This is a genomic window from Embleya sp. NPDC056575 (assembly GCF_042793325.1).
Classification (GTDB): domain Bacteria; phylum Actinomycetota; class Actinomycetes; order Streptomycetales; family Streptomycetaceae; genus Embleya.
In genome coordinates this window covers 111,710-137,573 of sequence record NZ_JBHTVA010000027.1, presented here as the reverse complement: position 1 = coordinate 137,573, position 25,864 = coordinate 111,710, and the positions used below count along the sequence as shown (strand labels likewise).

24 protein-coding genes are annotated in these 25,864 nt (G+C 72.4%); 10 read left to right on the top strand and 14 right to left on the bottom strand.

What is annotated here, in order from left to right; translation table 11 throughout:
• Positions 1–12: 12 nt before the first annotated feature.
• Entirely contained in the window at positions 13–591 is a 579-nt protein-coding gene (locus ACFRCG_RS22625) for a S1 RNA-binding domain-containing protein (protein ID WP_380034068.1), read from the bottom strand.
• 125 nt (positions 592–716) lie between these two features.
• Entirely contained in the window at positions 717–2,402 is a 1,686-nt protein-coding gene (locus ACFRCG_RS22620) for an ABC-F family ATP-binding cassette domain-containing protein (protein ID WP_380034066.1), read from the bottom strand.
• 320 nt (positions 2,403–2,722) lie between these two features.
• Between ACFRCG_RS22620 and ACFRCG_RS22615 the strand changes: the two genes are divergently transcribed.
• Together ACFRCG_RS22615 and ACFRCG_RS22610 are read left to right on the top strand one after the other, a co-directional pair.
• Positions 2,723–3,934 (top strand): LLM class flavin-dependent oxidoreductase, encoded by a 1,212-nt coding sequence (locus ACFRCG_RS22615; RefSeq protein ID WP_380034064.1) that lies wholly within the window; start codon positions 2,723–2,725, stop codon positions 3,932–3,934.
• Positions 3,931–4,764, top strand: a complete 834-nt coding sequence (locus tag ACFRCG_RS22610; RefSeq protein ID WP_380034062.1) for an SDR family NAD(P)-dependent oxidoreductase — start codon at positions 3,931–3,933, stop codon at positions 4,762–4,764. Before ACFRCG_RS22615 ends, ACFRCG_RS22610 begins: the two co-directional genes overlap by 4 nt.
• 734 nt (positions 4,765–5,498) lie before the next feature.
• On the opposite strand, the gene ACFRCG_RS22605 is transcribed toward ACFRCG_RS22610, so the two are convergent.
• The gene (locus ACFRCG_RS22605; RefSeq protein ID WP_380034061.1) at positions 5,499–6,314 is read right to left on the bottom strand and encodes a histidine phosphatase family protein; all 816 of its coding nucleotides are present in this window, start codon (positions 6,312–6,314) and stop codon (positions 5,499–5,501) included.
• A 210-nt stretch (positions 6,315–6,524) separates the two neighbouring features.
• Between ACFRCG_RS22605 and ACFRCG_RS22600 the strand changes: the two genes are divergently transcribed.
• From ACFRCG_RS22600 to ACFRCG_RS22590, 3 genes are all read left to right on the top strand, one after another.
• The gene (locus tag ACFRCG_RS22600) at positions 6,525–7,403 is read left to right on the top strand and encodes a RimK family alpha-L-glutamate ligase (protein WP_380034059.1); all 879 of its coding nucleotides are present in this window, start codon (positions 6,525–6,527) and stop codon (positions 7,401–7,403) included.
• 172 nt (positions 7,404–7,575) lie between these two features.
• Entirely contained in the window at positions 7,576–7,968 is a 393-nt protein-coding gene (locus ACFRCG_RS22595; RefSeq protein WP_380034057.1) for a hypothetical protein, read from the top strand.
• Between the two features lie 66 nt (positions 7,969–8,034).
• Positions 8,035–8,886, top strand: coding sequence for a hypothetical protein (locus tag ACFRCG_RS22590; protein ID WP_380034055.1), 852 nt, complete (start codon positions 8,035–8,037; stop codon positions 8,884–8,886).
• Positions 8,887–8,927: 41 nt separating this feature from the next.
• On the opposite strand, the gene ACFRCG_RS22585 is transcribed toward ACFRCG_RS22590, so the two are convergent.
• The 3 genes from ACFRCG_RS22585 to ACFRCG_RS22575 form a co-directional block, all read right to left on the bottom strand.
• Positions 8,928–9,506, bottom strand: coding sequence for a dihydrofolate reductase family protein (locus ACFRCG_RS22585; protein WP_380034053.1), 579 nt, complete (start codon positions 9,504–9,506; stop codon positions 8,928–8,930).
• Between the two features lie 106 nt (positions 9,507–9,612).
• A complete protein-coding gene (locus tag ACFRCG_RS22580; protein ID WP_380034051.1) occupies positions 9,613–10,656 on the bottom strand; it encodes a phosphotransferase in 1,044 nt (347 codons plus the stop codon).
• 64 nt (positions 10,657–10,720) lie between these two features.
• On the bottom strand, positions 10,721–11,215 hold the full coding sequence (locus ACFRCG_RS22575; protein ID WP_380034049.1) for a hypothetical protein: 495 nt from the start codon (positions 11,213–11,215) through the stop codon (positions 10,721–10,723).
• A gap of 264 nt (positions 11,216–11,479) precedes the next feature.
• Between ACFRCG_RS22575 and ACFRCG_RS22570 the strand changes: the two genes are divergently transcribed.
• Entirely contained in the window at positions 11,480–12,790 is a 1,311-nt protein-coding gene (locus tag ACFRCG_RS22570) for an MFS transporter (RefSeq protein WP_380034047.1), read from the top strand.
• Between the two features lie 171 nt (positions 12,791–12,961).
• Positions 12,962–14,317: an NAD(P)/FAD-dependent oxidoreductase gene (locus ACFRCG_RS22565; protein ID WP_380034045.1), complete on the top strand. Its 1,356-nt coding sequence runs from the start codon at positions 12,962–12,964 to the stop codon at positions 14,315–14,317.
• A gap of 31 nt (positions 14,318–14,348) precedes the next feature.
• Here the strand turns inward: ACFRCG_RS22565 and ACFRCG_RS22560 are convergent, their stop codons facing one another.
• Entirely contained in the window at positions 14,349–14,768 is a 420-nt protein-coding gene (locus ACFRCG_RS22560) for an SRPBCC family protein (RefSeq protein ID WP_380034043.1), read from the bottom strand.
• Positions 14,769–14,932: 164 nt separating this feature from the next.
• Here ACFRCG_RS22560 and ACFRCG_RS22555 point away from each other — a divergent pair, with 164 nt between their 5' ends.
• Positions 14,933–16,069, top strand: coding sequence for a methyltransferase domain-containing protein (locus tag ACFRCG_RS22555; protein ID WP_380034041.1), 1,137 nt, complete (start codon positions 14,933–14,935; stop codon positions 16,067–16,069).
• 40 nt (positions 16,070–16,109) lie between these two features.
• On the opposite strand, the gene ACFRCG_RS22550 is transcribed toward ACFRCG_RS22555, so the two are convergent.
• Positions 16,110–16,808 (bottom strand): hypothetical protein, encoded by a 699-nt coding sequence (locus ACFRCG_RS22550; RefSeq protein WP_380034039.1) that lies wholly within the window; start codon positions 16,806–16,808, stop codon positions 16,110–16,112.
• A 162-nt stretch (positions 16,809–16,970) separates the two neighbouring features.
• The gene (locus tag ACFRCG_RS22545; RefSeq protein ID WP_380034037.1) at positions 16,971–17,747 is read right to left on the bottom strand and encodes an SDR family oxidoreductase; all 777 of its coding nucleotides are present in this window, start codon (positions 17,745–17,747) and stop codon (positions 16,971–16,973) included.
• 160 nt (positions 17,748–17,907) lie between these two features.
• On the opposite strand from ACFRCG_RS22545, the gene ACFRCG_RS22540 reads away from it, so the two are divergent.
• A complete protein-coding gene (locus ACFRCG_RS22540) occupies positions 17,908–18,750 on the top strand; it encodes a helix-turn-helix transcriptional regulator (protein WP_380034035.1) in 843 nt (280 codons plus the stop codon).
• Positions 18,751–18,790: 40 nt separating this feature from the next.
• On the opposite strand, the gene ACFRCG_RS22535 is transcribed toward ACFRCG_RS22540, so the two are convergent.
• Positions 18,791–19,960, bottom strand: a complete 1,170-nt coding sequence (locus ACFRCG_RS22535) for a winged helix DNA-binding domain-containing protein (RefSeq protein WP_380034033.1) — start codon at positions 19,958–19,960, stop codon at positions 18,791–18,793.
• Positions 19,961–20,215: 255 nt separating this feature from the next.
• On the opposite strand from ACFRCG_RS22535, the gene ACFRCG_RS22530 reads away from it, so the two are divergent.
• Positions 20,216–20,653 (top strand): hypothetical protein, encoded by a 438-nt coding sequence (locus ACFRCG_RS22530; RefSeq protein ID WP_380034031.1) that lies wholly within the window; start codon positions 20,216–20,218, stop codon positions 20,651–20,653.
• On the opposite strand, the gene ACFRCG_RS22525 is transcribed toward ACFRCG_RS22530, so the two are convergent.
• The 4 genes from ACFRCG_RS22525 to ACFRCG_RS22510 form a co-directional block, all read right to left on the bottom strand.
• The gene (locus ACFRCG_RS22525) at positions 20,590–21,948 is read right to left on the bottom strand and encodes an acyltransferase (RefSeq protein ID WP_380034030.1); all 1,359 of its coding nucleotides are present in this window, start codon (positions 21,946–21,948) and stop codon (positions 20,590–20,592) included. The genes ACFRCG_RS22530 and ACFRCG_RS22525 overlap by 64 nt on opposite strands.
• Positions 21,949–22,272: 324 nt before the next feature.
• The gene (locus ACFRCG_RS22520; RefSeq protein ID WP_380034028.1) at positions 22,273–23,322 is read right to left on the bottom strand and encodes a hypothetical protein; all 1,050 of its coding nucleotides are present in this window, start codon (positions 23,320–23,322) and stop codon (positions 22,273–22,275) included.
• Positions 23,319–24,971, bottom strand: a complete 1,653-nt coding sequence (locus ACFRCG_RS22515; RefSeq protein WP_380034026.1) for a prenyltransferase/squalene oxidase repeat-containing protein — start codon at positions 24,969–24,971, stop codon at positions 23,319–23,321. Before ACFRCG_RS22515 ends, ACFRCG_RS22520 begins: the two co-directional genes overlap by 4 nt.
• A gap of 305 nt (positions 24,972–25,276) precedes the next feature.
• A complete protein-coding gene (locus ACFRCG_RS22510) occupies positions 25,277–25,570 on the bottom strand; it encodes a YciI family protein (protein ID WP_380034024.1) in 294 nt (97 codons plus the stop codon).
• Positions 25,571–25,864: the final 294 nt, after the last annotated feature.

Sequence of the window (25,864 nt, the reverse complement as noted above, 5' to 3'; positions counted from 1 at the left end):
CGCCCACGCGGGTCACCGGGGTTGTACGTCACCTGCCGACGGCGGGCCAAGGGCCGCGGGCAGCGTCAGCGCGACGCGACGGTGGGCCAGGTCCATGTCCAGGATTTCCACCCGCAACACGTCGCCTTCGCGGCGGATGGACTCCGGCGAATCGGCCGCGTGTTCCGGGAGTTCCACGTTGTGCAGCAGACCCTCGATGCCGTCGGCGATGCGGATGAACGCGCCGAACGGGACCACCTTGGTGACCGTACCCGACAGGATTCGGCCTCTGGTGTGGGTTGCCGCGAACTCTTGCCATGGGTCGGGCAGGAGTGACTTCAGCGACAGGGAGACGCGTTGTCGGTCGAGGTCGACGTCCAGGATTTCGACGCTCAGTTCGTCGCCGACCGAGACGATCTCCGAGGGGTGGGAAATGTGTTTCCAGGTGAGTTCGGCGACGCTGATCAAGCCGTCCACTCCGCCGATGTCGACGAAGACGCCGAAGTTCACAATCGCGGAGACGATGCCGGTCCTGATCTCGCCCCGGCGCAGACCGCGCAGGACGTGGAGCCGACTTGCCGCACTGACTTCTTCTCGGTTGTGGCCCGTCATACACCAGGCTCGCAGGGAATCATCACGTCCGGGACCGTATCCCGAGCAGGCGCGATTCGTCCACCGTCGACCGGGGCGGGCCGCGAACTGCCTTGCCCGCCCCGGGACTTGGTTGACCGTTCGACTCAGGTTCGGGCGCGTTCCACGCGGCCCTCGTCCCATACCGGGCCGTCCGTTTCGCGGACGTGGCCGTCCTGGCCGAAGACCATGAAGCGGTCGAACGACGAGGCGAACCAGCGGTCGTGGGTGACGGCCAGGACCGTGCCGTCGAAGGCCTCCAGGGCGTCCTGGAGGGCCTCCGCCGAGACCAGGTCCAGGTTGTCCGTCGGCTCGTCGAGCAGCAGCAGGTTGGCGCCGGAGAGTTCGAGCAACAGCACCTGGAATCGGGCCTGTTGGCCGCCGGACAGGGTGTCGAACGGCTGCTCCGCGCCATAGGCCAGCTCGTAGCGGTCGAGCACCCTGGCCGCGCCCTCCCGGCCCAGGCCGCCGCGGTGTTCGTCGCCCCGGCCGAGGATGTCGACCAGGGTCTTGCCCGCGAACTCCGGATGGTCGTGCGTCTGCGCGAACCACCCGGGCCGCACCCGCGCGCCGAGCCGGGCCCGACCCGTGTGCGCGACCGGCGCGATCACCGTGTCGCCGACCGGTTCGTGCTCGGCCTCCGGGTCCGTGCCACCGGCCGCGAGGAGCCGCAGGAAGTGCGACTTGCCCGAGCCGTTCGAGCCGAGCACCGCCACCCGGTCGCCGTACCAGATCTCCGTGTCGAACGGCTTCATCAGACCGGTCAGTTCCAGCGCTTCCGCGACCACCGCACGCTTGCCGGTGCGCGATCCGCGCAACCGCATCTTCACGTCCTGCTCGCGCGGGATGTTCTGCGGCGGGCCGATCTCCTCGAACTTGCGCAGTCGGGTCCGGGCCGCCTGCAACCGCGAGGCCAGGCCGTCGTTGTACGCCGCCTTGGTCTTGTACATCAGGACCAACGCCTTGAGCTTGGCGTGCTCTTCGTCCCACCGGCGGCCCAACTCCTCGAAGCGCTCGAACCGCGCACGCCGGGCCTCGTGGTAGGTGGCGAACGAACCCCCGTGGATCCAGACCGTGTTGCCCGCCGCGCCGAGTTCGATCGTGACGATGCGGTCGGCCGCGCGGGCCAGCAGTTCGCGGTCGTGCGATACCAGCAGAACCGACTTCTGGCTCTCCCGCAGCGACTGCTCCAGCCAGCGCTTGCCGGGTACGTCGAGGTAGTTGTCCGGCTCGTCGAGGATCAGCACCTGGTCAGGCCCGCGCAGCAGTGCCTCCAGGGCCAGCCGCTTCTGCTCGCCGCCGGACAGCGTGCGCACCTCGCGCCACTTGGCGACGTCGTAGGTCGTGCCGAGCGCCGCCTGGCAACACTGATCCCACGCCGGCTCGATGTCGTAGCCGCCGGCGTCCCCGAACTCGGCCAGCGCGCCGGCGTAGCGCATCTGGTGCTTCTCGTCGTCGTGCTCCATCAGCGCGAGTTCGGCGTCGTCGACGGCGCGCATCGCGTCGCGGATCCGCGGCGGGGCCAGCGAGACCAGCAGGTCGCGCACGGTGGACGCGTCCCGGATCCGGCCGACGAACTGCGGCATGATGCCGAGCCCGCCCGTGCGGGCCACCGCGCCGCCGTCCGGTTTCAGCTCGCCCGTGATGATTCGCAGCAGCGTGGTCTTGCCCGCGCCGTTCGCGCCGATCAGCGCCACGGTGCTGCCGTCGCCGACCCGGAAGCTCACGTCATCGAGCAGCACACGTCCATCCGGCAAGGTGAATGAGATGGCGTTGACATCGATGTAGCCCATGGCGTGCGCGCGTCCTTCGTCCTGCGGTCGGGTGGAGCGGTCGGGGGTGAGCGGTCGGAGTGGATCCGGGGTGACATCCCTTACTACCGGCTCGGCGCCGGACGGGCCAATACATTTCGGGCTCCGTCACCACCGTGGCGCCTCGGCGCGGCGCTCCGTACCCGATCGAGCGACCGACCGGCCCGCCGACCGGCGCCCGACTCGGAACACGCTTTTCGCATAGTGCGTCTCTTGCTTCGCGCATCGCGTCATGGAACGTTGACGGCCGATCGGTTTCCGGCCGATCGTCCGCTCCCACCCCGTCCAGTCAAGGAGTCGCAGTGGCGCACACGGAAGCGCAGCAGATCGCCCGGCAGGTGGCCCTCGGCGAGCGCGGTCCGCTGAAGTTCGGGGTGTTCCTGGCCCCGTTCCATCAGGCGGGACGCAATCCGACCCTGCTGCTCGAGCAGGATCTGGCCCTGGTCGAACATCTGGACCGGCTCGGCTACGCCGAGGCGTGGATCGGCGAGCACCACTCGGGCGGCTGGGAGATCGTCGCCTCCCCCGAACTGTTCATCGCGAGCGCCGCGGCCCGAACCCGGCACATCCGCCTCGGCACCGGCGTGGTCTCGCTGCCGTACCACCACCCGCTGCACGTCGCGGACCGCATGGTCCTGCTCGACCACCTCACCCGCGGCCGGGTCATGCTCGGCGTCGGCCCCGGCCAACTCGCCTCCGACGCGCACATGCTCGGCATCGACACCGCGCGCCAGCGGGCCATGATGGAGGAATCCCTGGAGGCGATCGTGGCCCTGCTCGCGGGCCGCGAGCCGGTGACCCGGGAGAGCGACTGGTTCACCCTGCGCGACGCCCGGCTGCAACTGCGGCCGTACACCCACCCGTCGTTCGAAATCGCCGTCGCCGCGACCTTCTCCCCCGCCGGACCGCGCACCGCCGGCCGATTCAGCGCGGGCATGCTCTCGATCGCCGCGAGCCAGGAGGGCGGCTTCGACGCGCTCGGCTCGCACTGGGGCATCGCGAACGAGGTGGCCGCGCGCCACGGGCGGACCATGGACCGGTCCGCGTGGCGGCTGATGGGCATGATGCACATCGCCGAGACCGAGGAGCAGGCGCGCCGCGAGGTCGCGTACGGCCTCGAAGGCATCCAGAACTACCAGGCCAAGGTGCTGCCGGTCCCGCTCGACGCGGACACCCCGCTCGCGCGGCGCATCGATCGGGGCAACGAGACGGGTTCGTTCATCTGCGGCACGCCGGAGATGGCGATTCGGCAGATCGAGCGGTTGTGGCAGAAGTCCGGCGGTTTCGGCACCTACCTGTTCATGGGCGCCGACTTCGCCGACCCGGCGGCGACCAGGCGGTCGTACGAACTGATCGCGCGCGAGGTGATCCCGTACTTCACCGGCGCCGCACACGGCCCGATCGCGTCGCAGGACTGGCAGGTCGGCCTGTCCGAGACCTGGCGGGACCAGACGGCGCAGGCGGTCGGCGGGGCCGTGAAGGACTACGAGAGCACGAAGGGGGCCTCGACGTGAGCGGGCGGACGAACGGAGCCGGGCCGGCCGGCGGGGGTCGGATCGAGGGCAGGGTCGCGTTGGTGACCGGCGCCGCGGCGGGTATCGGGCGGGCCGTCGCGCGGCGGTTCGTGGCCGAGGGGGCCGTGGTGGTGGCCGGGGACGTGGACGCGGACGCACTGGCCACCCTCGCCGAGGAGTTGGGCCCGGAGCGCTGCCGCACCCGGCTGTGCGACGTGACCGTCGAGGACGACGTGGCCGCGCTGGTACGGACCGCCGTGGACGATTTCGGCGGCCTGGACATCGCGGTGGCCAACGCGGGCGGCGGCACCGCGGCCGAACTGGTCGACCACGACTACGCGGCCTGGCGCCGGGTCGTCGACCTGTGCCTGAACGGCGCGTTCCTGACCGTCAAACATGCCGGCCGCGCGATGCGGGCCCGGCCCGGCGGGGGCGGCTCGATCGTCACCATGGCCTCGCTCAACGCGGTCCAGCCCGGCCGGGGCATGGCCGCGTACTGCGCGGCCAAGGCCGGCGTGGTCGCGCTGACCGAGGTGGCGGCGCTGGAGTTGGGGCCGGCGGGCATCCGGGTGAACGCGGTGGCGCCGGGCCTGATCCGCACGCAGGCCACCGCCGGCATGTGGCATGTCCCGGGCGTGGTCGAGGAGTACGTGGCCAACGCCCCGCTGGGCCGCTTCGCCGAACCGGAGGAGGTGGCCGCCGTGGTCCTGTTCCTGGCCTCGGACGAGGCGGGCTTCGTCTCGGGCAGCACGTACGGGGTGGACGGCGGCGCCCGGACCCGCCGCTACCCGGACCTGATCGCGGCACTGGAGCGGCTGTCGGGGACGTGAGCCGGGGTGGGGGCGGGCCGGGCCCGGCGAAGGCCGAGCGAGCGTCGACCGGGAGCCGATCGAGGACGGGCCGGGAGCCGATCGCGCGCCGGCCGGGGGCCGTTCCGACCGGCGCGCACCCTCCCCACCACATCCGCGATCAAGCGGCTGATCAGGGACGAAACGGATCCCGGGGGTTCCCGTTCCGGTTGCTGACGCAGCGTCAAGTTTCTGTTCGGTAATGGCGCTATCGCCTTCGAATGGTCGTCCGCGCGATCGGTTGGCAGCCTGGTCCGGCCGGGTTCGACCTCTTCGATCCGAGGCGGTTTTCCGGCCTCGAACCCGGGCAACCAAAGGGCACCGAACGGGAGCGGGAGGGGACCTGACACCCCCGATGCGCGACGGCGCACCCCCCACCCCGTGGGTATGAAGGGCGCCGGCGGCCGGGTCCACTCCCCCGTGCCCGGCCGTCGGCCGCCGGGTCGAGCGTGGTGACGAGTACCGCGCTCGGCGGCACCGGCGGCGCCCACCGCGAACGCCCCGGCGCAGGCGAACGAGGGTTCTCCGGGCCGGGGACGACGGTCGCACGAGATACTTTCGACGTGCACACACGGCACGGGTGGCACCGGCCGCACGGGCGCTAGGACGACGGCGATTCCGCGACGAAACCGCGCACCCCGACGCACCCGCTCGGCGCGCACCCGCGCCGGCCCATATCGGGCCTCACGTTGCCACCCGGAACGGCCCGACCGCCCTCAGTGCACGTCGATCCCCCGGAGATGCCGCATGTCGTTGTAGCGGATCCCCCGCAGTCGCCCGTCCCTGACCCGCCAGCGGGAAATGGACGCGTTGCCCACCGGGTCGGTCCGTACCAACCGGTCGACGTCGGTCTCGGTCAGCCCCTCCAGGACATAACGCAGCATCAGGACGGTCGAGTCGTGCCCCACGATCAGCACATGCGCGCCCGGCGCCTCGTGCCGGAGGTCGGTCAGCAGCGTGCGCAGCCGCAGCGCGACATCGGCCAACGATTCGCCGCCGGGCGGACGGTAGTACAGGTCGCCGACCCGCCGCCGCCGTTCGGCCTCGTGCGGGTAGAGCCGTTCGATGGCGGCGGCCGTACGCAGCTCCAGCACGCCCATCTCCCGGTCGCGCAACCGCTCGTCGCGTCGGGGCGGGGGCAACAGCAGGCCCACTCGGGCGGCTTCGCGGGCGATGATCCGCATCGTCGAGCGGGCCCGGCGATACGGCGAGACCAGAACCACGTCCGGGGTCTCCCCCCTGAGCGCGAGCCGCCGCCCGACAGCGCCGGCCTGGTCCTCACCGCGCGCGCTGAGCGCGACGTCGGCGTCGCGCCCGACCACCGACGGGTCGAACTCACCGTCCCCGTCCGGCTCCTTCGCCTCCCACCCGTCCGCCGGATCCGCCGCGACGCCGGCCGACCGGGCGGCGGCGGAGCGAGCGGCGGAGCGGGCCGCCGCCGCGGCGAAGGCGGCGTTCGCCGTGCTTTCGCCGTGACGTACGGCGACGATCTCGGCCGGCCCGAAGGGCGCGGTGTCCGATGCGCTGACCACATTCCCCCCAAAGCCTTGTTCCTCTCATCGTTCTCACCCCCGGCGCGGCCCCGAAACGCGCCGACCCGCCGAACGACCACACCGCGGCGCCGATCATCGCCCACGACTCCCGCCCCCTTCCGGCCCGAGCACGCGCCCGGCCGAGTCATCCCACGAAACACCGCCCGACTTGTGTGATCATCGATCAGGGTGTCCGGATAATCTGACGCCATGATCGAACCCCGCGTCGCCCTCGTCACCTGTGCCGAGCTGCCCGACCTCGACCCGGACGACCGTCTGCTCATCGCCCCGCTGGCCGCGCACGGCATCCGCGCCGAGGGCGCCGTGTGGAGCGACCCGACGGTCGACTGGGACGCCTACGACCTCGTGGTGCTGCGCTCGGTGTGGGACTACCCGCCGCACCACAAGGCGTTCGTGGAGTGGGCCGCGAGCGTGCCGCGCCTGGCCAACCCGGCGGCGGTCGTGACCTGGAACACCGACAAGACCTACCTGCGCGACCTCGCCCGGGCCGGCCTGCCCGTGGTCGAGACGATGTGGCTGGAGCCCGACTCGACCGTCACACTGCCCACCTCCGGGGTACACGTGGTCAAGCCGGCGATAAGCGCCGGGTCGCGCGACACCGAGCGCTACGACCTGGCCTCCCCGGAGGAACGCGCGCTCGCCGCCGGGCACGCCACCGCCCTGCTCGCCGACGGCCGCACCGTCATGGTCCAGCCCTACCTGGCGGCCGTCGACACCGTCGGTGAGACCGCGCTCGTCTACTTCGACGGCGTCTTCAGCCACGCCGTCCGCAAGGGCCCCATCCTCGACGGCAACGGCGGCGAGTTGATCGACGGCCTGTACAAGGCCGAGACGATCGAGCCGCGCGAGCCCTCCGCCGCCGAACTCGCGGTCGGGGCCCGGGTCCTGACCGAGATCCCGATCTCCCCGCTGCTCTACGCGCGCGTCGACCTGGTTCCCGCCGACGACGGCACGCCGACCCTGCTGGAACTGGAGCTGACCGAGCCGTCCCTGTTCCTGTCCCACGCCGAAGGCGCCCCCGACCGCCTGGCCGCCGCGATCGTGGCCGCCCTGCACACATACGCGTAGCCGCGGCGCACCGCCCGCGCGTAGCCGCGGTCGGCGCGTGCCACGGGCCCGGCCGCGCCGGTCGGGCCCGCCGAAAATCCGTCGCCGCGCGCCCCCGGCCTGCGTAGCGTCGGGACCGGCGGTCGAGGTCACCGCCCGAACCCGACGCACGCGGCGACGGAAAGGCGGCGTGATGGATCGGCGGACGCCGCAGGAGCGCAAACGCCTGAGCTACCTGAAGGACCGGCGCAACGGTTACGGCGAGAACGACAAGAGCAGTCGGCGCAACATCCGCCGCAACAAGGCGGCGGTCCGCAGCGCCAACCGCCGCCACGAGCACCTGGTGCTCACCGCCCTGGCCGGCGTGCGCGACGCCGGCGGGGCCGAGGCCGTCGCGGATCGCCTTTACGTCAAGCGCCCCAAGCGGTGGCGCAAGTGGCCGGACCAACCGCTCGCCGAGGCGGTCGAGTACGTCCTCGAACGCCGCGTCCGGCTCGGCATCGACGACGACGGCCGAGCCCGTCGCCGGATCCACCGCATCCACCGCCGCCTCGACCACCCGAACCGACCGGCTCCCACCGCATAAGCGCGCCGGCCGCCGCCCGGCCTGTCGCAACCCGTACGCCCGCGTCGATCGAGGGACGATGGCGCCATGAAGCGCGACATTTCCCTTGAATGGGACAGTGCCCCGGGTGCCGACCTCCGCACCGCGACAGAGGTGTACGCCGCCGCCGGGCTCCCTGCGCCGACGGCGCCCGCCGACGCCACCACCTCCGCCGACCCGGGCGATCCCGGCGACCGCATCGGCACGGTCCGCGCGCGCCGTGGCGGGCGGCTGCTCGGCTGGGTGAGCCTGTACGGGAACGGCGAGGCGGGTGTCACCGCCCAGGGCGAGCGCGCCGACCGGCTCGCCAGGCGGCTGGTCCACGGCTCCTACGGCGCGGATCCCGGTGCCACCGGCGAGGAGCGGGCCGCATTCGTGTCGATGTACCGCCGCGCCGCCCGACGGGCCCGCGCCGGCGGCGCGTCGATGCTGCACTGGAGCGGTACCGACACCGGCCCGGAAGGCGACGCCGCCCGCGCCCTCGGCGCCCGCGCCACCGGCGAGATCGCCCGGATCTGGACCGTGGACCCGCGCGGCTGGTGGGCCCCGGGCGGCCTGCCCGCGATCCGCGCCCGTACCCTCCCGCCGCCGCTCGTGGGGCTGATCGGCGAGGGCGCCGAACTCACCGTCGACGTCGCCGACGACCTGGCGTACCTCAACGCCGGCGAGGCGATCACCGCCCCCGGCGTCGCCCCCGACATCCTCGGCGCGCTGGTGGCCGCGCTGGTGGACCTGCTGCGCCGGGAGCGGCCCGACGTCCGCGAGTTGGCCGTGTTCGAATTCGACGGCGACACCGAGGGCGCCGTCCGCCTGGCCCTACCCCTCGCCGGCCTGCGCATCGCACACCGCGTGGTGGACTTCGAACTCCCGCTCACCCAGCCGCCCGACCCGACGTCCTGACCACCCGGCGATCGCACCGCGCCCCACCGACGCCTTCGCCCTCACGTGCGACTGTACGTCGCCACCGACGTCCCCCCGGCAAGCACCGTCCCACCCGTGCGGGTGAACGCGTGCGCCCCGAACACGCCCGACATCATGGGTATCCCGCTGCCGATCAGGACCGGATAGGTCTTGATCACCAGCTCGTCGATCTCGTCGATCAGACCGCCCGCCAGGCGCCCCCCGCCGGCCAGCCAGATGCCCTTGCCGGTCGGTTCGGCCTTCAACTCGCGCACCTTGGCGACCGGGTCGCCGGCGATCAGGGTCACCGCGGGGTCGAGGGTCTCGGTGATCGTCTCGGTGACCACATAGGTCCGGAGATGGCCGTACGGGTTGGGAAATCCCTCCCGAATACCGGGCTCGTAGGTGCCCCGACCCATCACGACCGTGTCGAAGTGCCGGAACTCCGTGTCCGGAGCGACCCCCACGTGCGGGGCGAGGTGCGTCGGCAACGTCTCCGGATACTCGGCGACCAGGTGTGCCACCACATCCTGCCCGACCGGGAAGAAGTCGTAGCCGCCGTCCTTGTCGGCGATGAAGCCGTCGATGGTGGAGGCGATGAAGTAGGTGAGCTTTCGCATGCGGTCTCTTTCCGTGGCGCGTTCCGAGCCGGACGACGGCTCGGCAAGATGACTACAGTTATAGTACTTCAGCTGTAGTGGTGCAAGCGGGAACCGGGAAATCGCCTCACCAGGGGCGCGAGTCCGGACCGGGCAGCGGACGCAGCCCCGGCCAGGACGCCAACAGCCGGCCGCGCAACTCCCTTGCCAACAGCCCGAGTTCGTGCAACGGCTCGGTCGCGGTATCGGCCACCACGCCGAGCCGGTGCACCAGCCGCTCGCGGGCCGAGATGTAGCCCCATTCGAAGTCCTGCACCGGGACCCGGTCCAGGTGGTCCACGCTGTCCCGGTGCGCCCGCTCGACCAGTGCGTCGCCCCGGATCAGCCAGCCCGCACAGGCGTCGGCGACGGACGCCTCCGGGTCCAGGTCGCGGCCGGTGTGCGCCCGCCAGGTCGCCGCGTAGACCGCCTCCACCTCGCCCGCCTGCGGTCCGGGCAGCGACATCGCGCACCAGCACGTGGGGAACCCGATCCGCAGATAGGCCAATTCGACCAGCCCGTCGCCCAGCGCGGCCTGCTCGAAGTCGACGAACCGCACCCCGTCGACGGTCCGCAGGTCGTTGCCCGGACACGGATCGCCGTGCAACAGCGCATACCGACCGGTCGGGTCGAGCCGGGTCAGCAGCGCGGCCAACTCGGCGGCCACGCCCGCGGGGATCGGTACGTCCAGCGTCGCGGCCAACCGCAGGAACGACTCGGCGTCGGCGGCGGTCGGCGCCCGCCAGGGCGGCAACGCGCCCGCGTCCGCCGGCCCGGTGAGCGCGTGCAACCGGGCCAACGCCTCGGCGTAGCCGGGCAGCCAGTCGTCGGTCCGCCCGAGGTCGTCCAGATACTCCAGCACCATCACGCACGCGTCGGGATCGGTGGCCAGTACCCGAGGCCCGACCGGCCCCCGCTCGGCCAGCCGCAACCCGGCCACCTCGCGGGCGAAGCGCGCCGACGCGCCGTCCCGGTTGTCGCCTCCGTCGGTGATCCGCTTGACGATCGCCCGCTCGCCGCCGAACTCCACCCGCCACACCCGCGAACGCGGGCTGCTGTCCAGCAACTTCACCCGCTTCGGCGCACCCAGGCTCGTCCGCAATTCGTCACCGATCGGCACCCTGAATCTCATGGGTCACACACCTACCCAGGCAACACCGCTCACGCAACCCGACCCGACCACCGCCGGGCCGGCCTCACGGATAGTCGAAGAACCGGATCCACCAGGTCGGCGCGTCCTCGACCGTGTAGTGGTCGGCGAGCCGGCTCGCCCCGTCGTACGTGGTCCGCAACAGGTCCTCCGGCACGACGGTGTAGCCGAGGTCGTCGAGCGCGGCGGCGACCCGTTCCGTCTCCTCCGGCGCCACGTACGCGGGCGCCGCGCCGACGGGATGGTCGTCCGGCGCGTCGACCCCGATCACCGCCAGGTCGCCGAAGTTGCTCACCACCAGGGTGATCCGCCCGGTCCCGGACAACGCGCTCGCGGGCACCACGATCGCCCCGTGCCGACTCGCCGCACCCGCCTCGCCCTCGACCGGGCACCGACAGTCGAAGTCCGCGTCCAGGCGCGCCACGAGCCGGTCGAACCGCTCGCGCGCGGCGTCGGGGTCGTAGTCCGCCGGGGCGGTCAGGTGCTCCGGGTCGTCCAGGGCACGCAACAGCGCCCAGGCGTGCTCGTCGTCCAGTGTCATCCTCAGCCGATCCGTATCCGATGCGCGGCGCCTGCCCGTACCCGACTCCCGAACCGCGCACACCCGCGCACACCCGGGCCCACCCGACCGCTCGGCCGCCGCCCATATCCACCCGGAGCCGCCGGTGCGATGATCTTCCTCCGCAGCGGTATACACCCCACCCGAACCGGTTCGCGAACGCCCCGCCCGGGGCGGGCCGGGCCCGTGCGGCACGCTGTGGATCCGTGCACCTCGTCCGACCCCCGATCTGGTGGTGAATCCGGCATGACCGCCCTGGACCCGGCCATACCCGAGTCGGCCCGTCCCGAGTCGGCCGATCCCGTGTCCGCCGACCCCGAGCGGGTCGACCGCTCAAACCTGCAACGGCGGACCGTCCGTACCCTGATCGCCGCGCAGGTCGTCGGCGGCGTGGGCATGGGCTCGGCGCTGACCGTCGGCGGGCTGCTGGCCGAGGACCTGTCCGGGTCCAAGAGCTGGTCCGGCGTGGCCACCACCGCGATCACCCTGGGCGCGGCGTTGTTCGCGCTCCCGATGTCGCGCGCCGCGACCCGGTACGGGCGTCGCGTCGCGCTCACCGCCGGGTGGGCGGTCGCGGCGGTCGCGGCCGGCGGGGTGATCCTGGCGGCGGTGCTCGGGTGGTTCCCGCTGCTGATCGCCGCGCTGCTCGTGTTCGGCGCGGGGACGGCCGCCAATCTCCAGTCGCGCTACGCGGCGACCGACCTCGCCGACGACGCCGGACGGGCCCGGGCGTTGTCGGTCGTGGTCTGGTCGACCACCGTCGGCGCGGTCCTGGGCCCCAACCTGAACGAGCCGGGCGCGGTGGTCGGGCGCGCCCTGGACCTGCCGGAGCTGGCCGGCCCGTTCCTGTTCTCGATCGTCTCGTTCGCCGGCGCCGGGATCATCCTGTGGGTGGCGCTGCGCCCGGACCCGCTGCTCGTCGCGCGCGCCGACCTGGGCGACCGGGTGCCGCCCCGGGCCGGCCTGCGCGGGGCGTTCGCGGTGATCCGCCGAGCGCCGCGCGCGCTGCTCGGCCTGGCGACGGTGGCGTTCGGGCACGTGGTGATGGTGTCGGTGATGGCGATGACACCCGTACACATGAAGGACCACGGCACCGCGTTGACCCTGGTCGGGCTGACGATCAGCCTGCATATCGCCGGCATGTACGCGTTGTCCCCCGTCGTCGGCTGGGCGGCGGACCGGTTCGGCCGGATCCCGGTGATCCTGGGCGGCCAGTTCGTGCTGCTGCTCGCGGTGTTCACGGCCGGCACCTCGGGCCACTCCACGTGGCGCACCATGGTCGGCCTGATCCTGCTCGGCCTCGGCTGGTCGTGCTGCCTGGTGGCGGGCTCGGCGCTGCTCGCCGAGTCGGTGCCGGCGGGTGAGCGGCCGGGCGTGCAGGGCGTGTCGGACCTGCTGATGAACCTGGCCGGCGCGGCGGGCGGCGCGGTCTCCGGATCGGTCCTGGGCATGGCCGGCTACGGCGGCCTCAACCTGGTCGCGGGCCTGCTCACCGCCCCGGTCCTGTGCGTGGCGGCCGGCTTCGCGCTCGGTCGTGGTCGCCGCCGAACCGCCTGAGCCCGCCCTCACCGCCGCGCGCCGGCGCTCTTCCCGGCCCGTCGCCGCCCGCCGCCGCTCCCCCCGGATGGCCCGTCCCGCTCGTGGCCTCCCCCGCTCGGCCATATGTTTGGACAAAATGTGCCAAATGGTCGCGGGTTTCCTGCCCGGGCCTTCCCGGAAGGGGCAGCCATGGTGCAGCGGGTGGTCGTCGTCGGAGCGGGGTTCGCGGGGTTCGAGACGGTGCGCAGGCTGGAGCGCTCCCTCGGCCCCCGCGAGGCCGAGATCGTGCTGGTCAGTCCGATGGACTACATGGTGTACCGCCCGCTGCTGCCGCAGGTCGCGGCCGGGGTGTTGTCCTCGCGCACCACGGCGGTGCCGCTGCACCGGATGTTCGACCGCACGCACGTGCTCCCCGGCGGCGTGATCGGCGTGGACCTGGCCGCGAAGGTCTGCGTGGTGCGCAAGATCTCCGGCGACATCGGCAACGAGCACTACGACAAGCTGGTCCTGGCCCCGGGCAGCGTCACCCGCACCTTCGACATCCCCGGCCTGACCACCTACGGCCACGGCATGAAGAACCTGGCCGAGGCGGTGTATCTGCGCGACCACGTGATCGCCCAGTTGGAGATCGCCAACTCCAGCACCGATCCGGCCGAGCGCGCCTCGCGCTGCCAGTTCATCGTGGTCGGCGGCGGCTACGCGGGTGTGGAGACCGCCGCGTGCCTGGAGATGTTGACCACCAAGGCGCTGCGGCACTTCCCGCGCCTGGACCCCGCGCAGGTGCGCTGGATGATCGTCGACATCGCGCCGCGCCTGCTGCCGGAACTCGGCGAGAACCTGGGCAAGGCCACCCTGCAGATGCTGGCCAAGCGCGGCGTGGACGTGCGGCTCGGGGTCAGCGTGCAGGAGATCACCGAGGACTCGGTCACCTTGACGACGGGTGAGAAGTTGCCGTGCCGCACGCTGGTCTGGACGGCGGGCGTCACCGCGAGCCCGCTGGTCGGCACGCTGGGCACCGAGTTGGTGCGCGGCCGGCTGGCGGTCGCCGCCGATCTGGCCGTGCCCGGGCATCCGGACGTGTTCGCGCTCGGCGACGCCGCGGCCGTACCGGACCTGGACAAGGGCGACGGCGCGATCTGCCCGCCCACCGCGCAGTACGCGCACCGCCAGGCCAAGATCGCCGCCGCCAACGTGGTCGCCACGCTGCGCGGTCAGCCGCTGAGCCCGTTCCGGCACAGGGACCTGGGGTTGGTCGTCGACCTCGGCGGCACCCAGGCGGTGGCCCGCCCGCTCGGCTACGAGATGCGCGGCCTGCCCGCGCAGGCGATCACGCGCGGCTACCACCTGCTGACGGTGCCGTCGATCCGGGCCCGCACCCGGGTGTTGTCCAACTGGATCCAGCACGCCTTCGCCGGCGACGACCTGGTCCGGCTCGGCTTCATGTCCGACCAGGACGGCCGGATGGGCAACCTGGAGAAGACCGACGCGTACCTGTCCGGCGACGAGATCACCGCGCGCACCGGCTCGCGCGCCGCGCACCCGTAGGCGAGGCCGCGGTGCCCGGCGCGCGCCCCGATCAGGCGTCGCGTTCGGCGCGCTCCTTCAGGCCCTCCGCCTCCATCCGCAGATAGCGCCGGGTCAGATTGCCCGCGACCAGGCCGATCAGTGGGGTGAGCAGGCCGCTCTGGCGCAGGATCAGCTCCACCGTGACGCCCTGGTCGACCCGGATGCGGTGGTCGGCGAGGGTGGTCACCCCGCCGCCGCGCGACGTCCAGGTGAACGATCGCCCCGGTTCGCATTCGGTGACCACCCACTGCGTGGCGGGCAGCCGGGGCTGCTTGACCCGCACCCGGCTGCCGACGCCGAACGGCTCCCGGTCCAGTCGGCGCACCTCGCTCATGGACGCGGTCCAGGTGGGCCAGCGCTCGACGTCCACCAGGATCTCCCAGACCCGCTCGGCCGTCGCCTCGACGCGAATGCTCTCGTGGTAGGTCATCGTGTCCCCATTCCACCGGCGAACGCGCCGGTCATCGTCGGCCCATGGTCCACACGAGGGGGCGGTGGGACAAGAGGGACGCGTGGGGATCCGGGGGGCGCGCGTTGCGCGGGCCGGGCGCCGTGCGGGGTGCCGACGGGCGCCGAGCTGGGTACACGGGGGCCATGAACGACGAGCGCACGTCTGCCCGGCTGCGGAACGCGCTGGTGGAGCGATTGCGGCTGGGCGGGAGTGTACGCACCGAGGCGGTCGCGAGTGCGATGGCCTCGGTGCCGCGCGAGGTGTTCATGCCCGGCGGCACCTCGCCGGCGCGTGCGTACGAGGACCGCGTGGTGGTGTTGTCGATCGACGCGCGCGGGTTGCCGGACAGTACGGTCAGCCAACCGGCGATGATCGCGCTGATGCTCGAACAGCTGGCCGTGCGGTCCGGGATGCGGGTGTTGGAGATCGGCACGGGCAGCGGCTACAACGCGGCGCTGCTGGCGCGTCTGGTCGGGGCGACGGGCGAGGTGGTCAGCGTCGAGGTGTCCGCCGAGTTGGCGGGCGCGGCGGCGCGGCGGTTGGCCGGGCTCGGGATACCTGTGGACGTGCGGGCCGGGGACGGCTGGGCCGGCGTCGCGGACCGGGCGCCGTTCGACCGGATCGAGGCCACGGTGGGTGTGCCGGATCTGCCGCCGGCGTGGGTGGAGCAGTTGGCCCCGGGCGGGGTGCTGGTCGCGCCGATGTGGTTGCGGCCCGGGTTGGAGTTGGCGGTCGCCTGGGAGCGGACCGGGGGCGCGGCGCTGACCAGCGTGTCGGTCGCACGCTGCGGATTCCTCCAGTTGCGCGGGCCGCACGCCGGTCCGGGGCGCACCCACGCGCTGACCGGCGATCTCGCGGTGATCGGCGAGGATCTGCCGCCGGCCGCGTTGGACGTGTTGCGCGACCTGATCGATCACGGCGCGGTGGACGCGGGTCCGGTGCTCGGCCCGGTGGACGCGCGGCTGACCGGGTTCGCGCTGGCCGAGCCGCGTTCGGTGTTGTTCCTGGGGCATCCGGGAGACGGCACGACGTGGGGGTTGTTCGACCCGGAGCGGCCCGCGCTGGCGGTGTTGATGCGTGATCGCATCCTGGTCTACGGCGATCGGGACGCGGCGGTCGATTTGTACTACGGGGTGGCGGGCGCGCCGGTGGTGGACGCCGAGCGGCTGCGGGTCGAGGCGGTTCCGGCGGGTACCGCCTTCCCGCCCGCACCGCGCCCGGACGGGCCGTCGTGGACGGTGGAGCGAGAGCGGTACCACTACCGGCTGACCGAGATGTAGGCCCCGCGCGCCGGGCGGCCCGGGGGGCGAGGTGTCGCGGCTACTGCCGCGGGAGTGCGCGAACGACCTGGCCGAAGCGGGCGGATCCGGTCAGGCTCGCGTGTTCGGGGCCCTTCCACTCGACCTCCAGCTCTTCCAGGATGCCCTCGTGCCACCAGAACATCCCGGTGGACAGGGGCTGTTGGTCCCGGGCCAGGCTCTGCGCGGTCTTCAGTACGAATCCGGCCATGCCCACCGTGCGCTGCGAATCGAGCGGCAGCGCGAGCAGACCGTTGTCCACCGGCGCGCACACCAGGGCGCCGGCGCGCAGCGGGTCGCCGATCGCCTCGCCGAGGCGGAACAGTTGCGCCGAGCCGGGCCAGCTCTGGCCGAGCAGCGAGTGCAGCGTGGCTCCGGGGGAGATCTCCATCGGCGTGCCGCCGTAGCCCTCCATCCGGAGGTTGGTCGCGCCCTGGAGCCACACGTCCTCGACGGCCATGCCCCAGTGCTGCACCATCGGCGTCTCGATCGTGACCGCGGTGCCGTCCGGCCCCTTCACGCACGCCACGGCGACGATCTCGCCGCGCACACCCAGCGGCCACACCATGCCCTGCGCACCCAGGTGCGGGCCGGGGCGGCTGATCATCAGCCGCAGATCCTGCCTGATCCGCTCCGGCGGCGCGCTCATCAGGACACCGCGCACGTCCTGTCCCCAGGCGGTGTTCTGCTGATTACGCGACTGGCGACGAAACAACGCCACGAAAAACTCCTAGCAAGGGGGTGCCGACCGGCCCTGACAAGTCATAGTCAACACCCGCCCCTCGACGCAACATCACCCGCACGCCCCCGCCCGTGGCCGAGGCGATGGCGGACCGCGGGGCGGGTCCCTTTCCGCCGGCCGTGGGTGGTGCGGTGGGCGGGGTCAGGCCTGGTGGGTGGGGAGGATGACGAGTTGGCGCAGGTTGATGTGGCGGGGGCGGGTTGTGGTGTAGACGATCAGGTCGGCCACGTCGGTCGGGGACAGGGCGCCGATCGTGTCGAACATGGCGCCGAGTTGGCCGGCCTCGCCGAGGGCGGCGTTGTCGATGTGCGAGCCGAGTTCGGTGTCGGTCAGGCCGGGCTCGATGTTGGTGACCCGGACGTCGCGCGGGCCCAGTTCGCTGCGCAGGGACGCCGACAGGTGGGTGAGCGCGGCCTTGGTCGCGCCGTAGACGGCGTAGTTCGGGAAGGTCACGTGTGCGCCGATGGAGGAGACGTCGACCAGGTCCGCGGTGCCGCCGTCGGCCGCCGCGGCGACCAGGTCGGCGGTGAACGCCCGGATGATCCGCAGCGCGCCGGTGACGTTGGTGTCGATCATCCGGGTCCACTCGTCGATCCGGCCGTCGTCGAGCGGGTTGGGCAGCATCACCCCGGCCGCGTTGACGACCAGGTCGACGCGGCCCAGCTCGGTCCGGATCCGGGCCGCGCCCGCGTCCACCGAGTCCTGGTCGGTGACGTCGACCGCGACGGCGAGCGCCGTACCCCCGCCGGCCTCGATCTCGGCGGCGAGGTCCTTCAACCGGTCCTCCCGGCGGGCGAGCAGGGCGACCCGCGCGCCGTTCGCGGCGAGCTGCCGCGCGGTCTCGGCGCCGATGCCGCTGGCGGCCCCGGTGACGACGGCGGTGCGGCCGGCGAGTGTGCTGGGTGCGGTGTGGTTCACGGGGTCTCCCTGGTTGATCCGTACTGCGTGACCTGCTGACTCGGATCACTGTGCCGCCGGGCCGCGCGGACACCCAGAGCACACGTTTACCTGGGTCCGGCCGTACCACCTTCGCGCCCGGTCGCCGCGTCGGCCGAGGGCCCGGCAGTAGAGTCCGAACATGAACACGACGTCCGCCGACACGTCCTTCGAGCAGCTGGGCGGGTTTCTGCGCGCCTGCCGCGCCCGGATCGGGCCCGAGGAGGTCGGCCTGCCCGTGTTCGGCCGCAAGCGCCGGGTGGCGGGGTTGCGGCGCGAGGAGGTGGCGCAGCTCGCCGGTGTGAGCGTCGACTACTACGTGCGCCTGGAGCAGGGCCGCGGGCAGCACGTCTCGGACGCCGTGCTGGACGCGATCGGGCGGGCGCTGCGGCTGGATCCGACCGAGTACGCGCACATGTGGGATCTGGCCCGGCCGACCCGGGTGAGTGTGCGCCGACCGGCGCCCTCGACCGCGCGGCCGGGCGTACAGGTGCTCCTGGACCGGATCGACGCGCCGGCGTTCGTGCTGGGCCGCTGCATGGACGTGGTGGCGTGGAACACGCTCGCCGACGCGCTGATGGGGCTGAGCGCGATGGCGCCGCACGCGCGGAACATGGCGCGGCACGCGTTCCTGGCCCCCGACGCGCACACCTTCTACCCCGAGTGGGAGCAGGTCGCCGCCGACACCGTCGGGTATCTGCGCCTGGACGCCGCACGGCACCCCGGGGACACCCGGATGGCCGCCCTCGTCGAGGAGTTGTCCGCCGGCAACCCGCGCTTCCGCCCGCTGTGGGACGCCCACCAGGTGGCCGAGAAGACGCACGGCACCAAACGCCTGCGCCCCGCCGGCGGCGATCTTGTGGACATCACCTACGAGACGTTGTCCCTGCCCGGGGATCCGGATCTGCTGCTCGTCGTCTACACCACCGGCCCGCGTGCCGAGCCGGTCCGCGCGCGGGCGGGCGCGGCGCTCGGGCGGGTCTGACCGCCGGCTCCGGCCCGACCCCGCCCGCCCCGGCGCCGACCTACGCGCTCAGTTCGCGATCCAGGGGGACGCGGAATCTCGGGGTGATGTGGGCGCCCGCCAACCACGAGGTGTGCCGGGCCACTTCGGCCTCGATCGCCTTGGTCGCCTCGGGGTCGAGGTCGACCAGGGCGCGCCAGACGAGGTCGCCGTCGGGGCGGGTGGACCAGCCGCCGACCACGCGGCCGTTCCACCAGACGGTCGGGCCGATGTTGCCCATGCGGTCGAACAGGTGCTCGCGCAGAGCGGGGGTGATGTACCAGTCGCGCGCCTTCCAGCCCATCGGGGTGGCGTCGAGTGCGGGCAGCAGGGCCGCCCACGGCTCCGGGGCCGGCTCGGGCTCCTCGTCGCCGGGCAGCACCCAGCCGGTCGTGCCGTCGTCCAGCCCCACCTCGACGGCCCGGACCGCGGCCAAAGCGTGCCGCACGTCGGCCTTCGTCCAGCCCGTCCACCACTTGAGGTCGTCGGCCGTGCCCGGCCCGAACGCGGCCAGCCAGCCGCGCACCAACTCGGCCTTCGCCTCGGTTTTTCCGATCTCGGGCAACGGCGGCATGGTCGTGTAGCGGAAGCGGCTGGAGAGCCACGACCCCTGCGGTTCGGCCCGGACGATCCGACCCTCGCAGGAGAGGGTGAACAACAAGCGTGTGGACACCCCCTGGTTCGCCTCGTACGGCTTGCCCACCGCGACCCGGATCTGGGTACGCAACAGCGGTACCCGCGCGCCCAGTTCGATCGCGGTGGCCTCGCCCATCCCGGCCAGCGCGGCCACCGTGTCCGCCTCGACCCGCTCCAGCCACGCCTCGTCGTAGCCGCCGGACGCGAGGAACTGCAGCAGCACCCGGCGCTGCGTGACCGCGACCGCGTCGGTGCTGGAACGCTGGACCACGTGGACGAGTTCGCGCGGGACCACGTAGACGGTGCGCCGCATGCCGGGCATCCGCACCAGGCTGCGGTCGGTGTACAACGCCCGCCGGACCTCGGCGACGGACGGTTCGGCCAGGCGCGCGCAGGTGGAGACGTACACCGTCGCCGGGTCGGTGGCGTGCAGCAGGAGCACGGACCGGACCGCGTCCTCCGCGTGCGCGGCGCGCGCGCCGGCCGCCAGTCGGTGCCGAGTGCCCAAACGCGCTCGTCGCTGGTCGTCGGTGATCCGTGGCAACGCAGAGGTCATGCGCCGACCATAGGGGTCCGGTGTGACATGTGGCCGGGAATCGTACGGCGCGGCGATTCCGGATCGCCTTACCGTGACGGGGTCGGGACACGAAAGAATCAAGCGTCGAGTTTTTCCGGTATCACCGCACGTCCGTGTGAAGGAGTCACCATGCCGTCTGCGGGGTCGTCCCGATTCGATTGGCGTCGCCTGACGCCCGCCCGTCGGGCGCCGAGCGCGGGAGGTCCGCCCCCACCGAAATCCGGGAACGGTCTGGTGATCGGGGCGGTGATCGTCGGGGTGATCGTGATCCTGGTGTGGTGGGTGCTCTCCGGCGACGACGACAAGAACGACAAGAAGAAGAACGCGTCGAGCACCGTGTCGCCGGGCACGTCCGGGTCGGCGCACCCGTCGGCGAGCGGGACGGCCGTGCCCTCGCCCACCTCGACGGTGAAGATGGCGGTGATCGCGCGCCAGGCGATCGGCCTGGAAATACGCGAGAAGCCGGGCAAGGGCAAGACCATCACCGAGGTCACCGCGGGCACCCAACTGACCGCGACCTGCCGGGCCAAGGGCGTTGCCCCCGTCTACGGCTGGCGTGGCGGCAAGAGCGACCAGTGGGTGCTGGTGACCACGAGCCAGGGCGCGGGTTACGCGCCCGAGGCGTGGTTGGAGACCACGGGGTCGGTGAAGGACCTGCTGCCCATGTGCTGAGCGTGCGCACGTCGGTGTGGGTCGGCCGGTGTCGAGCGCCGTACGGTCACCGACGCCGGCCGGTCGCCGCGCATGCGCTCGCGGCCGATCACCCAGGGGGCGACCGGGGTTCGCCCGACCAGCCAGGCGAACCCGGCCGACCCGGTGGCGACCACCACCACGAGCACGATGGTGTCCACCGCCGGCGACCACGGCAACGCGGCGGCGAATCCGCTCAGTTCCAGCAGCCGCAGGATCATCGGGTGCACGAGGTAGACGCCGAAGGCCAGTTGCGCCCCCAGCGCGGCGGCCCGCCGGCCGGGCACGGGTCGGCGGGCCCGTTCCCAGCGGCCGGCCAGGGCGTACAGCGCGATCACCGCGACCGGGCCCCACAGCAGGCTCACCGGCTGGGTGGCCATCGACGCGGTCGCGGTGTCCCGGCCGCCGGCGACGGTGTGCCGGTACCACAGCCAGGTCAGCGCGAGCATGCCGAGCGTGCCGGCCCACACGGTCCGGGTGTGCCCGACGATCCACGCGTGGAAGGCGTCCAGGTGCACCGCGGCCAGCGCGCCGGACAGCACGAAGAACCCGTAGGTCGGCAACAACATCCCGCCGTGCGTGCGGTACCACTCCAGCGGGCCGCTCAGCGGCGTGGGGTGGAACAGCACCACCAGCGCGGCCAGTTGCACCGCGGCGCTGACCACGAGCAGCGGCAGATGCCGGCCGGTGGTGACCCGGACCAGCTTGAGCAGGAGCGGGAACAACACCGCGATCTGGAGCGAGACGAGCAGGAAGTACAGGTGGTACCAGGACCCGCCCCAGACGATGCCGCCGCGCAGATCGCCCAGCGCGCCGGGCAGGTCGTCGCGGATGCGCGCGTGGTCGCCCAGTGCCCAGTAGGCGGTGGACCACAGCAGATACGGCGCGCCGAGCAGCTTGAAGCGCCTGCCGAGGAAGGCGCCCACGCGCAGCGGCCGGTGGTACGCGCTGTGGAAGAGCACGAAGGTGCTGACGAAGAAGAACACCGCGCGGGTCGCGTGCAGGACCAGCTGGGTGAAGGCGGGGCCCTCACCGGGGAACGGGTAGGTCACGCCGATGACATGCACCACGATCACGCACAGGAAGGCGATGTCGCGGATCAGGTCGACCCGGTGCAGGTGGGGCCGGCGGCCGGTCGCGGGCCGATCGGTCCGGGCCGTCGGGCCGGCCGGTTCGGCGGGCGGGTGTGGATCGGCCGGCTCGGCCGGCGGGCGCGCGGCGGGGGTCGGGCGGGCGGGTCGGGCGCGCTTGTCGAAGGTGCCGAAGGAGACTGACATCACCGGACGCCTGCCCCGACCACGCCGATCCGCTCACCGCCCGTCCGATGTTTTCCCCGGGGCGCGACCGGCGGTCGCGCCCTCCCCACCGGGTGCGAGCCGGATCGAACCGCAGGACGCGGGGTGCCACAACGCGGAAAGTCCATGTAGGCAGCATGGACGTGCTTCATGAGTGAATGATTAAAGCCGTCCGAGGGTGACCTTGACGTTGCGTCAGGTTCGGGCAAAGCCCGCCGGCGCGCCGCGAGGGCCGGGCGCGCCGGGGTGTGACCACCGGTATCGGTGCGGGTGGGGCGGTCGGCGCCGCGTTCGGGCGGTCGCCGGTCAGCCGCCCGGGGTCGGATCCGGGACGAACACGGCCCGGTCCCGGTGGAAGGTCATGGTGCCGGCGGTGGAGCCGTCCCAGCCCAGGCCGCCGGGTTCGTAGCGCTTGCTGACGGTGGCCCACCACAGGTTGGACGTCATCACGTGGCCGACCTCGTCGAGATAGGCGCGCATCCCCGGCTCCCCGCCGTGCGGGCCGGCCATGATCCGGTCGCGCAGGTCGAGGAACTTGCGTTCGGTGGCGTCGATCAGGCCGCAGATCTTGTTCATCGCCCCTTCGAGGTCGAGCCCTTCGGCCTCGCCGAGGTAATAGACCAGGTTCACCCGGTCGTCCATGACCAGCTCCTTGCGATAGGAGACCAGGTCGTTGATCAGCGTGTAGCCGTCGATCGCGGTGTCGTGGACGGCCACCATGTCGGCGGTCCGAAACGCCTCCTGGGACAGCGCCACGCCGGGCACGCCCTCCTCGGCGAACCCGAACAACCAGCGCACCCCCAGGCTGTGCCGGCGGTCGTCCATGTACGTGTCGTAGTCGGATATCCCGGCGTCGCGCCAGCTCTCCAACTCGGTGGTGAACCCGTGTGCGAAGTCTTCCATGTAGGAGACGAATCGGATCCAGCGCGCGGGCGGCATACGCTCGCGCAGCCAGGAGAAGTCCTCGCGCAGGGGCGTCGAGCCGTCCCCCCAGCCGAGCAGGTCGGCCATGAAACGGCCGAAGACGTTGCGGGTGGCGAACGAACTGCCGCCCAGGCCCGCCTTGTCCACGAGACTGTTCTCGATGCCGATCAGATAGTTCATCACCTTGGCCGTGGTCAGCGCGAGTTCGTAGTCGGCGTGCGGAACCGACAACGACACCAGCAGCGTTCCGTCCACGTTCTTGTCTATCCGGGCGGCGTCGCCCGCGTACGCGAAGCCGAGGTGGCGGTGGGCCCACCAGCGGGACTCGCGCATCAACCGGTCCGTTTCCGGATGGAACGTCATCGGCAACAGGTTCGCGAGCTTCGGCAGGTGGAAGCTGATCGGGAGGTCGACGACGGTCGGTGTGCTCACGCCGGGCTCCTTTCGCCGGTCTGCGTCGGGGTATTCCTGCCCCCACCGCGCGATCCGGCGGAACCGGGCGCGGGGGCACGCAGGGCTGAGGGGTACGCCGACTGCGCGCCGGGGCCCCGCGGGGCGCTCGGGCGGCGCGTCCGGGCGGCCAACCGACTGCCCAGGTGGCCGAGGGCCAGCAGGGTGAAGTGGTCGGCCAGGCTGGGGATCGCGTACAGGAACGGCCGGGTGCCCAGCATGTCCGGCACCGAGTCGATCCCGCCGTCGGCGCGTTGTGTGCTCAGCAGGTACTCGACGCCGCGCGTCGCGGGGTGGGGGTCGGCCTGGCGGCACAGCGCGATCAGCGCGTACGCCGTGCTGATCGCGTCGCTGGGGTCGCCGGGTTGTTGGCCCCAGCCGCCGTCGCGGTTCTGCCCCTCGCGCACCGCGGTCAGCGCCCGCTTGACGGTGGCCCGGTAGGCGTCGGGACCGCACGCGTCGGTGGCGAGCAGGGCGCGGAAGATCGCGTGGTAGCGGCTGCGGCTCCAGTCCGGTTCGAAGGTGCCGTCGACACGCTGCGCGGAGGCCAGGAACCGGCGTGCGGCGGTGATGCGTTGCACGTGCCGGGGCGCGCGTACGCTCAGCGCGTTGACCGCGGCCGCGGTCATGCACGCCTCCGAGGGCGCTCCCGCGATGTACGTGGGGAACCCGCCGTCGGCACCCTGGTAGGACCACAGGGCGCGTAAGCCGCAGTCGATCGTGCGCCGGTAGCGCAGCGGGTCGGTGGCGTGCAGGAACTCGATCGCCACCGAGGTGTCGTCGACGTCGGCGAGCGCCGCGGCGTCGGTGTACGACCAGCCGCCGTCCACCCGTTGGCGGGCCGCCAGGTGGTCGCCGATCCGGCGGCGGACCTCCATCGGGGCGCCCGACGCGTCCAGCGCGACACCCGCGGTGATTGCGCACCAGGTGTCCGTGTCGGTCACGAACGGCACCCCGCCGTCCACCCGTTGGTGGACCAGCGCCTTGGCCACGCCGTTGACCAGCACACCGTCCAGGTGCGGCCGCCCGACCAGCGCGTGCAGCACCAGGAGGTGCACGAGCAGATTGCCCTCCCAGACTCCCGACACCTGCTGGGTGTCCACGAGCAGGCGCACCTCGGACTCGGCGATCTCGTCGCCGTGACCGGTCAGATCGGCCGACGCGACCTTGAGCGCGATGGTCTGCACGTGCGCCCACGGGTGCAGGTTCCCGGTGTCGAACGCGCTCGGGTCGAACGTACGCCGAAGCACGCTCCGGGGTGGGCCGAGCAGGGTCAGCACCGTTTCGAGCAGGACCCGCTTGCGCGCGTTCAGAAACGCCGGCGCCCGCTGCAGGAAGCGGTCGAGCAGGGCGTCCGCGCCGTGCTCGGCGAGGCCGTCTGGATGGCGTAAAGCGATCGTCGCGAGCAGTCGATCGAGCGGTTCGAAGTCGTCGAGGCGATCGGCGAGGAACCGGGCGACCCGACGGTGGTGGTCGGATTCGATCCCGGTGCGCTCCAGCAGGCGCAGCAGCAGCGCCGATTCGAGCACGCGACTGCGGCACGGGCTGCGCACCGCCCCGTCGGGCTGCACCGAATCCGCGACCCGGCGACGCAGCCGCGCGGTGGCCACGGGGAGCTCCGGCACGAACATGTCCGCAGGCCACCCCGGCATCCGGGTATCTCGCACGCGCATCGGTCAACGCCTCCCCCATACGTCCTGTCGCAAGCTGTGCCGTTGTGTCGGTAGGGCGCCGAGCGGGGGTTGGGGTGACGAGATCGGGGTACTCGGCGCGGAATGCACGCCCCGGCGGATGAGCGCCCGGCGCCCGGTCCGGGTGTGTTCCCAACACGAAATCACCCGAAGGTGTGAATGCGGAAGCCTGTACTCGTTTGTTGTCTGAATTGGTGAGTAATCGCCATCAAATGTGCTGGAAATGAACGGCTATTGACGGCACTTCAGGCGGCCGGGAGCAGTCCTTCGAGCCCGGGAGCGGTCCTGGAAGGCGCGAATTCGACAACGTCGTAGGTGGCCGCGCCCGCCTTCCGGAACGGGTCCTCCGCGAGCACGGCGTCGAGCGCGGTCCGGTCGTCGGCGCGGGCCAGGATCACCCCGCCGGTGCGCGGGACACGACGCCCGGAGGCGAGCAGGGTGCCGTCCGCGTAGTACCGGTCGAGCCATTCGAGATGGCCGGGCATGAGCGCGTCGATGTCCTCGACGGGGACGACGTAGGTCAGCGTGATCACGAACATGACTCGATCGTAGGGCGTGGCGGGGAGCCGGGTGCGCGCTACCGCGGAAGAGGGTGGGGCGGGATTCGGGCGGACCGCGCGGGAGGGGCGGCGGGGCGAGGTGGGGCATATTGCGGTGCATTCCGGGGTGTTTCGACATGGTGGCGGCGATTCGGGACGCGGGGTGGAAGTTCCGCGTGAGGACGGGAATGTCGGGCGGGGCGTGCGGGTTGCCGGGGGCGGTCGGTGAGATCGGTGCCCCCGGGCCCACTCATGGCCACCGCGGACTACCGTTCGGCTGGAGCCGCGGTGAGC

Bases quoted from the DNA above. Each gene is read 5' to 3' on its own strand.
- ACFRCG_RS22565 (WP_380034045.1), top strand. From the start codon at position 12,962: ATGGTGCAGCGGGTGGTCGTCGTCGGAGCGGGGTTCGCGGGGTTCGAG.
- ACFRCG_RS22590 (WP_380034055.1), top strand. From the start codon at position 8,035: ATGAAGCGCGACATTTCCCTTGAATGGGACAGTGCCCCGGGTGCCGAC.
- ACFRCG_RS22540 (WP_380034035.1), top strand. From the start codon at position 17,908: ATGAACACGACGTCCGCCGACACGTCCTTCGAGCAGCTGGGCGGGTTT.
- ACFRCG_RS22555 (WP_380034041.1), top strand. From the start codon at position 14,933: ATGAACGACGAGCGCACGTCTGCCCGGCTGCGGAACGCGCTGGTGGAG.
- ACFRCG_RS22560 (WP_380034043.1), bottom strand. From the start codon at position 14,768: ATGACCTACCACGAGAGCATTCGCGTCGAGGCGACGGCCGAGCGGGTC.
- ACFRCG_RS22620 (WP_380034066.1), bottom strand. From the start codon at position 2,402: ATGGGCTACATCGATGTCAACGCCATCTCATTCACCTTGCCGGATGGA.
- ACFRCG_RS22575 (WP_380034049.1), bottom strand. From the start codon at position 11,215: ATGACACTGGACGACGAGCACGCCTGGGCGCTGTTGCGTGCCCTGGAC.
- ACFRCG_RS22515 (WP_380034026.1), bottom strand. From the start codon at position 24,971: ATGTTCGTGCCGGAGCTCCCCGTGGCCACCGCGCGGCTGCGTCGCCGG.
- ACFRCG_RS22580 (WP_380034051.1), bottom strand. From the start codon at position 10,656: ATGAGATTCAGGGTGCCGATCGGTGACGAATTGCGGACGAGCCTGGGT.
- ACFRCG_RS22570 (WP_380034047.1), top strand. From the start codon at position 11,480: ATGACCGCCCTGGACCCGGCCATACCCGAGTCGGCCCGTCCCGAGTCG.
- ACFRCG_RS22595 (WP_380034057.1), top strand. From the start codon at position 7,576: ATGGATCGGCGGACGCCGCAGGAGCGCAAACGCCTGAGCTACCTGAAG.
- ACFRCG_RS22525 (WP_380034030.1), bottom strand. From the start codon at position 21,948: ATGTCAGTCTCCTTCGGCACCTTCGACAAGCGCGCCCGACCCGCCCGC.
- ACFRCG_RS22585 (WP_380034053.1), bottom strand. From the start codon at position 9,506: ATGCGAAAGCTCACCTACTTCATCGCCTCCACCATCGACGGCTTCATC.
- ACFRCG_RS22510 (WP_380034024.1), bottom strand. From the start codon at position 25,570: ATGTTCGTGATCACGCTGACCTACGTCGTCCCCGTCGAGGACATCGAC.
- ACFRCG_RS22535 (WP_380034033.1), bottom strand. From the start codon at position 19,960: ATGACCTCTGCGTTGCCACGGATCACCGACGACCAGCGACGAGCGCGT.
- ACFRCG_RS22625 (WP_380034068.1), bottom strand. From the start codon at position 591: ATGACGGGCCACAACCGAGAAGAAGTCAGTGCGGCAAGTCGGCTCCAC.
- ACFRCG_RS22600 (WP_380034059.1), top strand. From the start codon at position 6,525: ATGATCGAACCCCGCGTCGCCCTCGTCACCTGTGCCGAGCTGCCCGAC.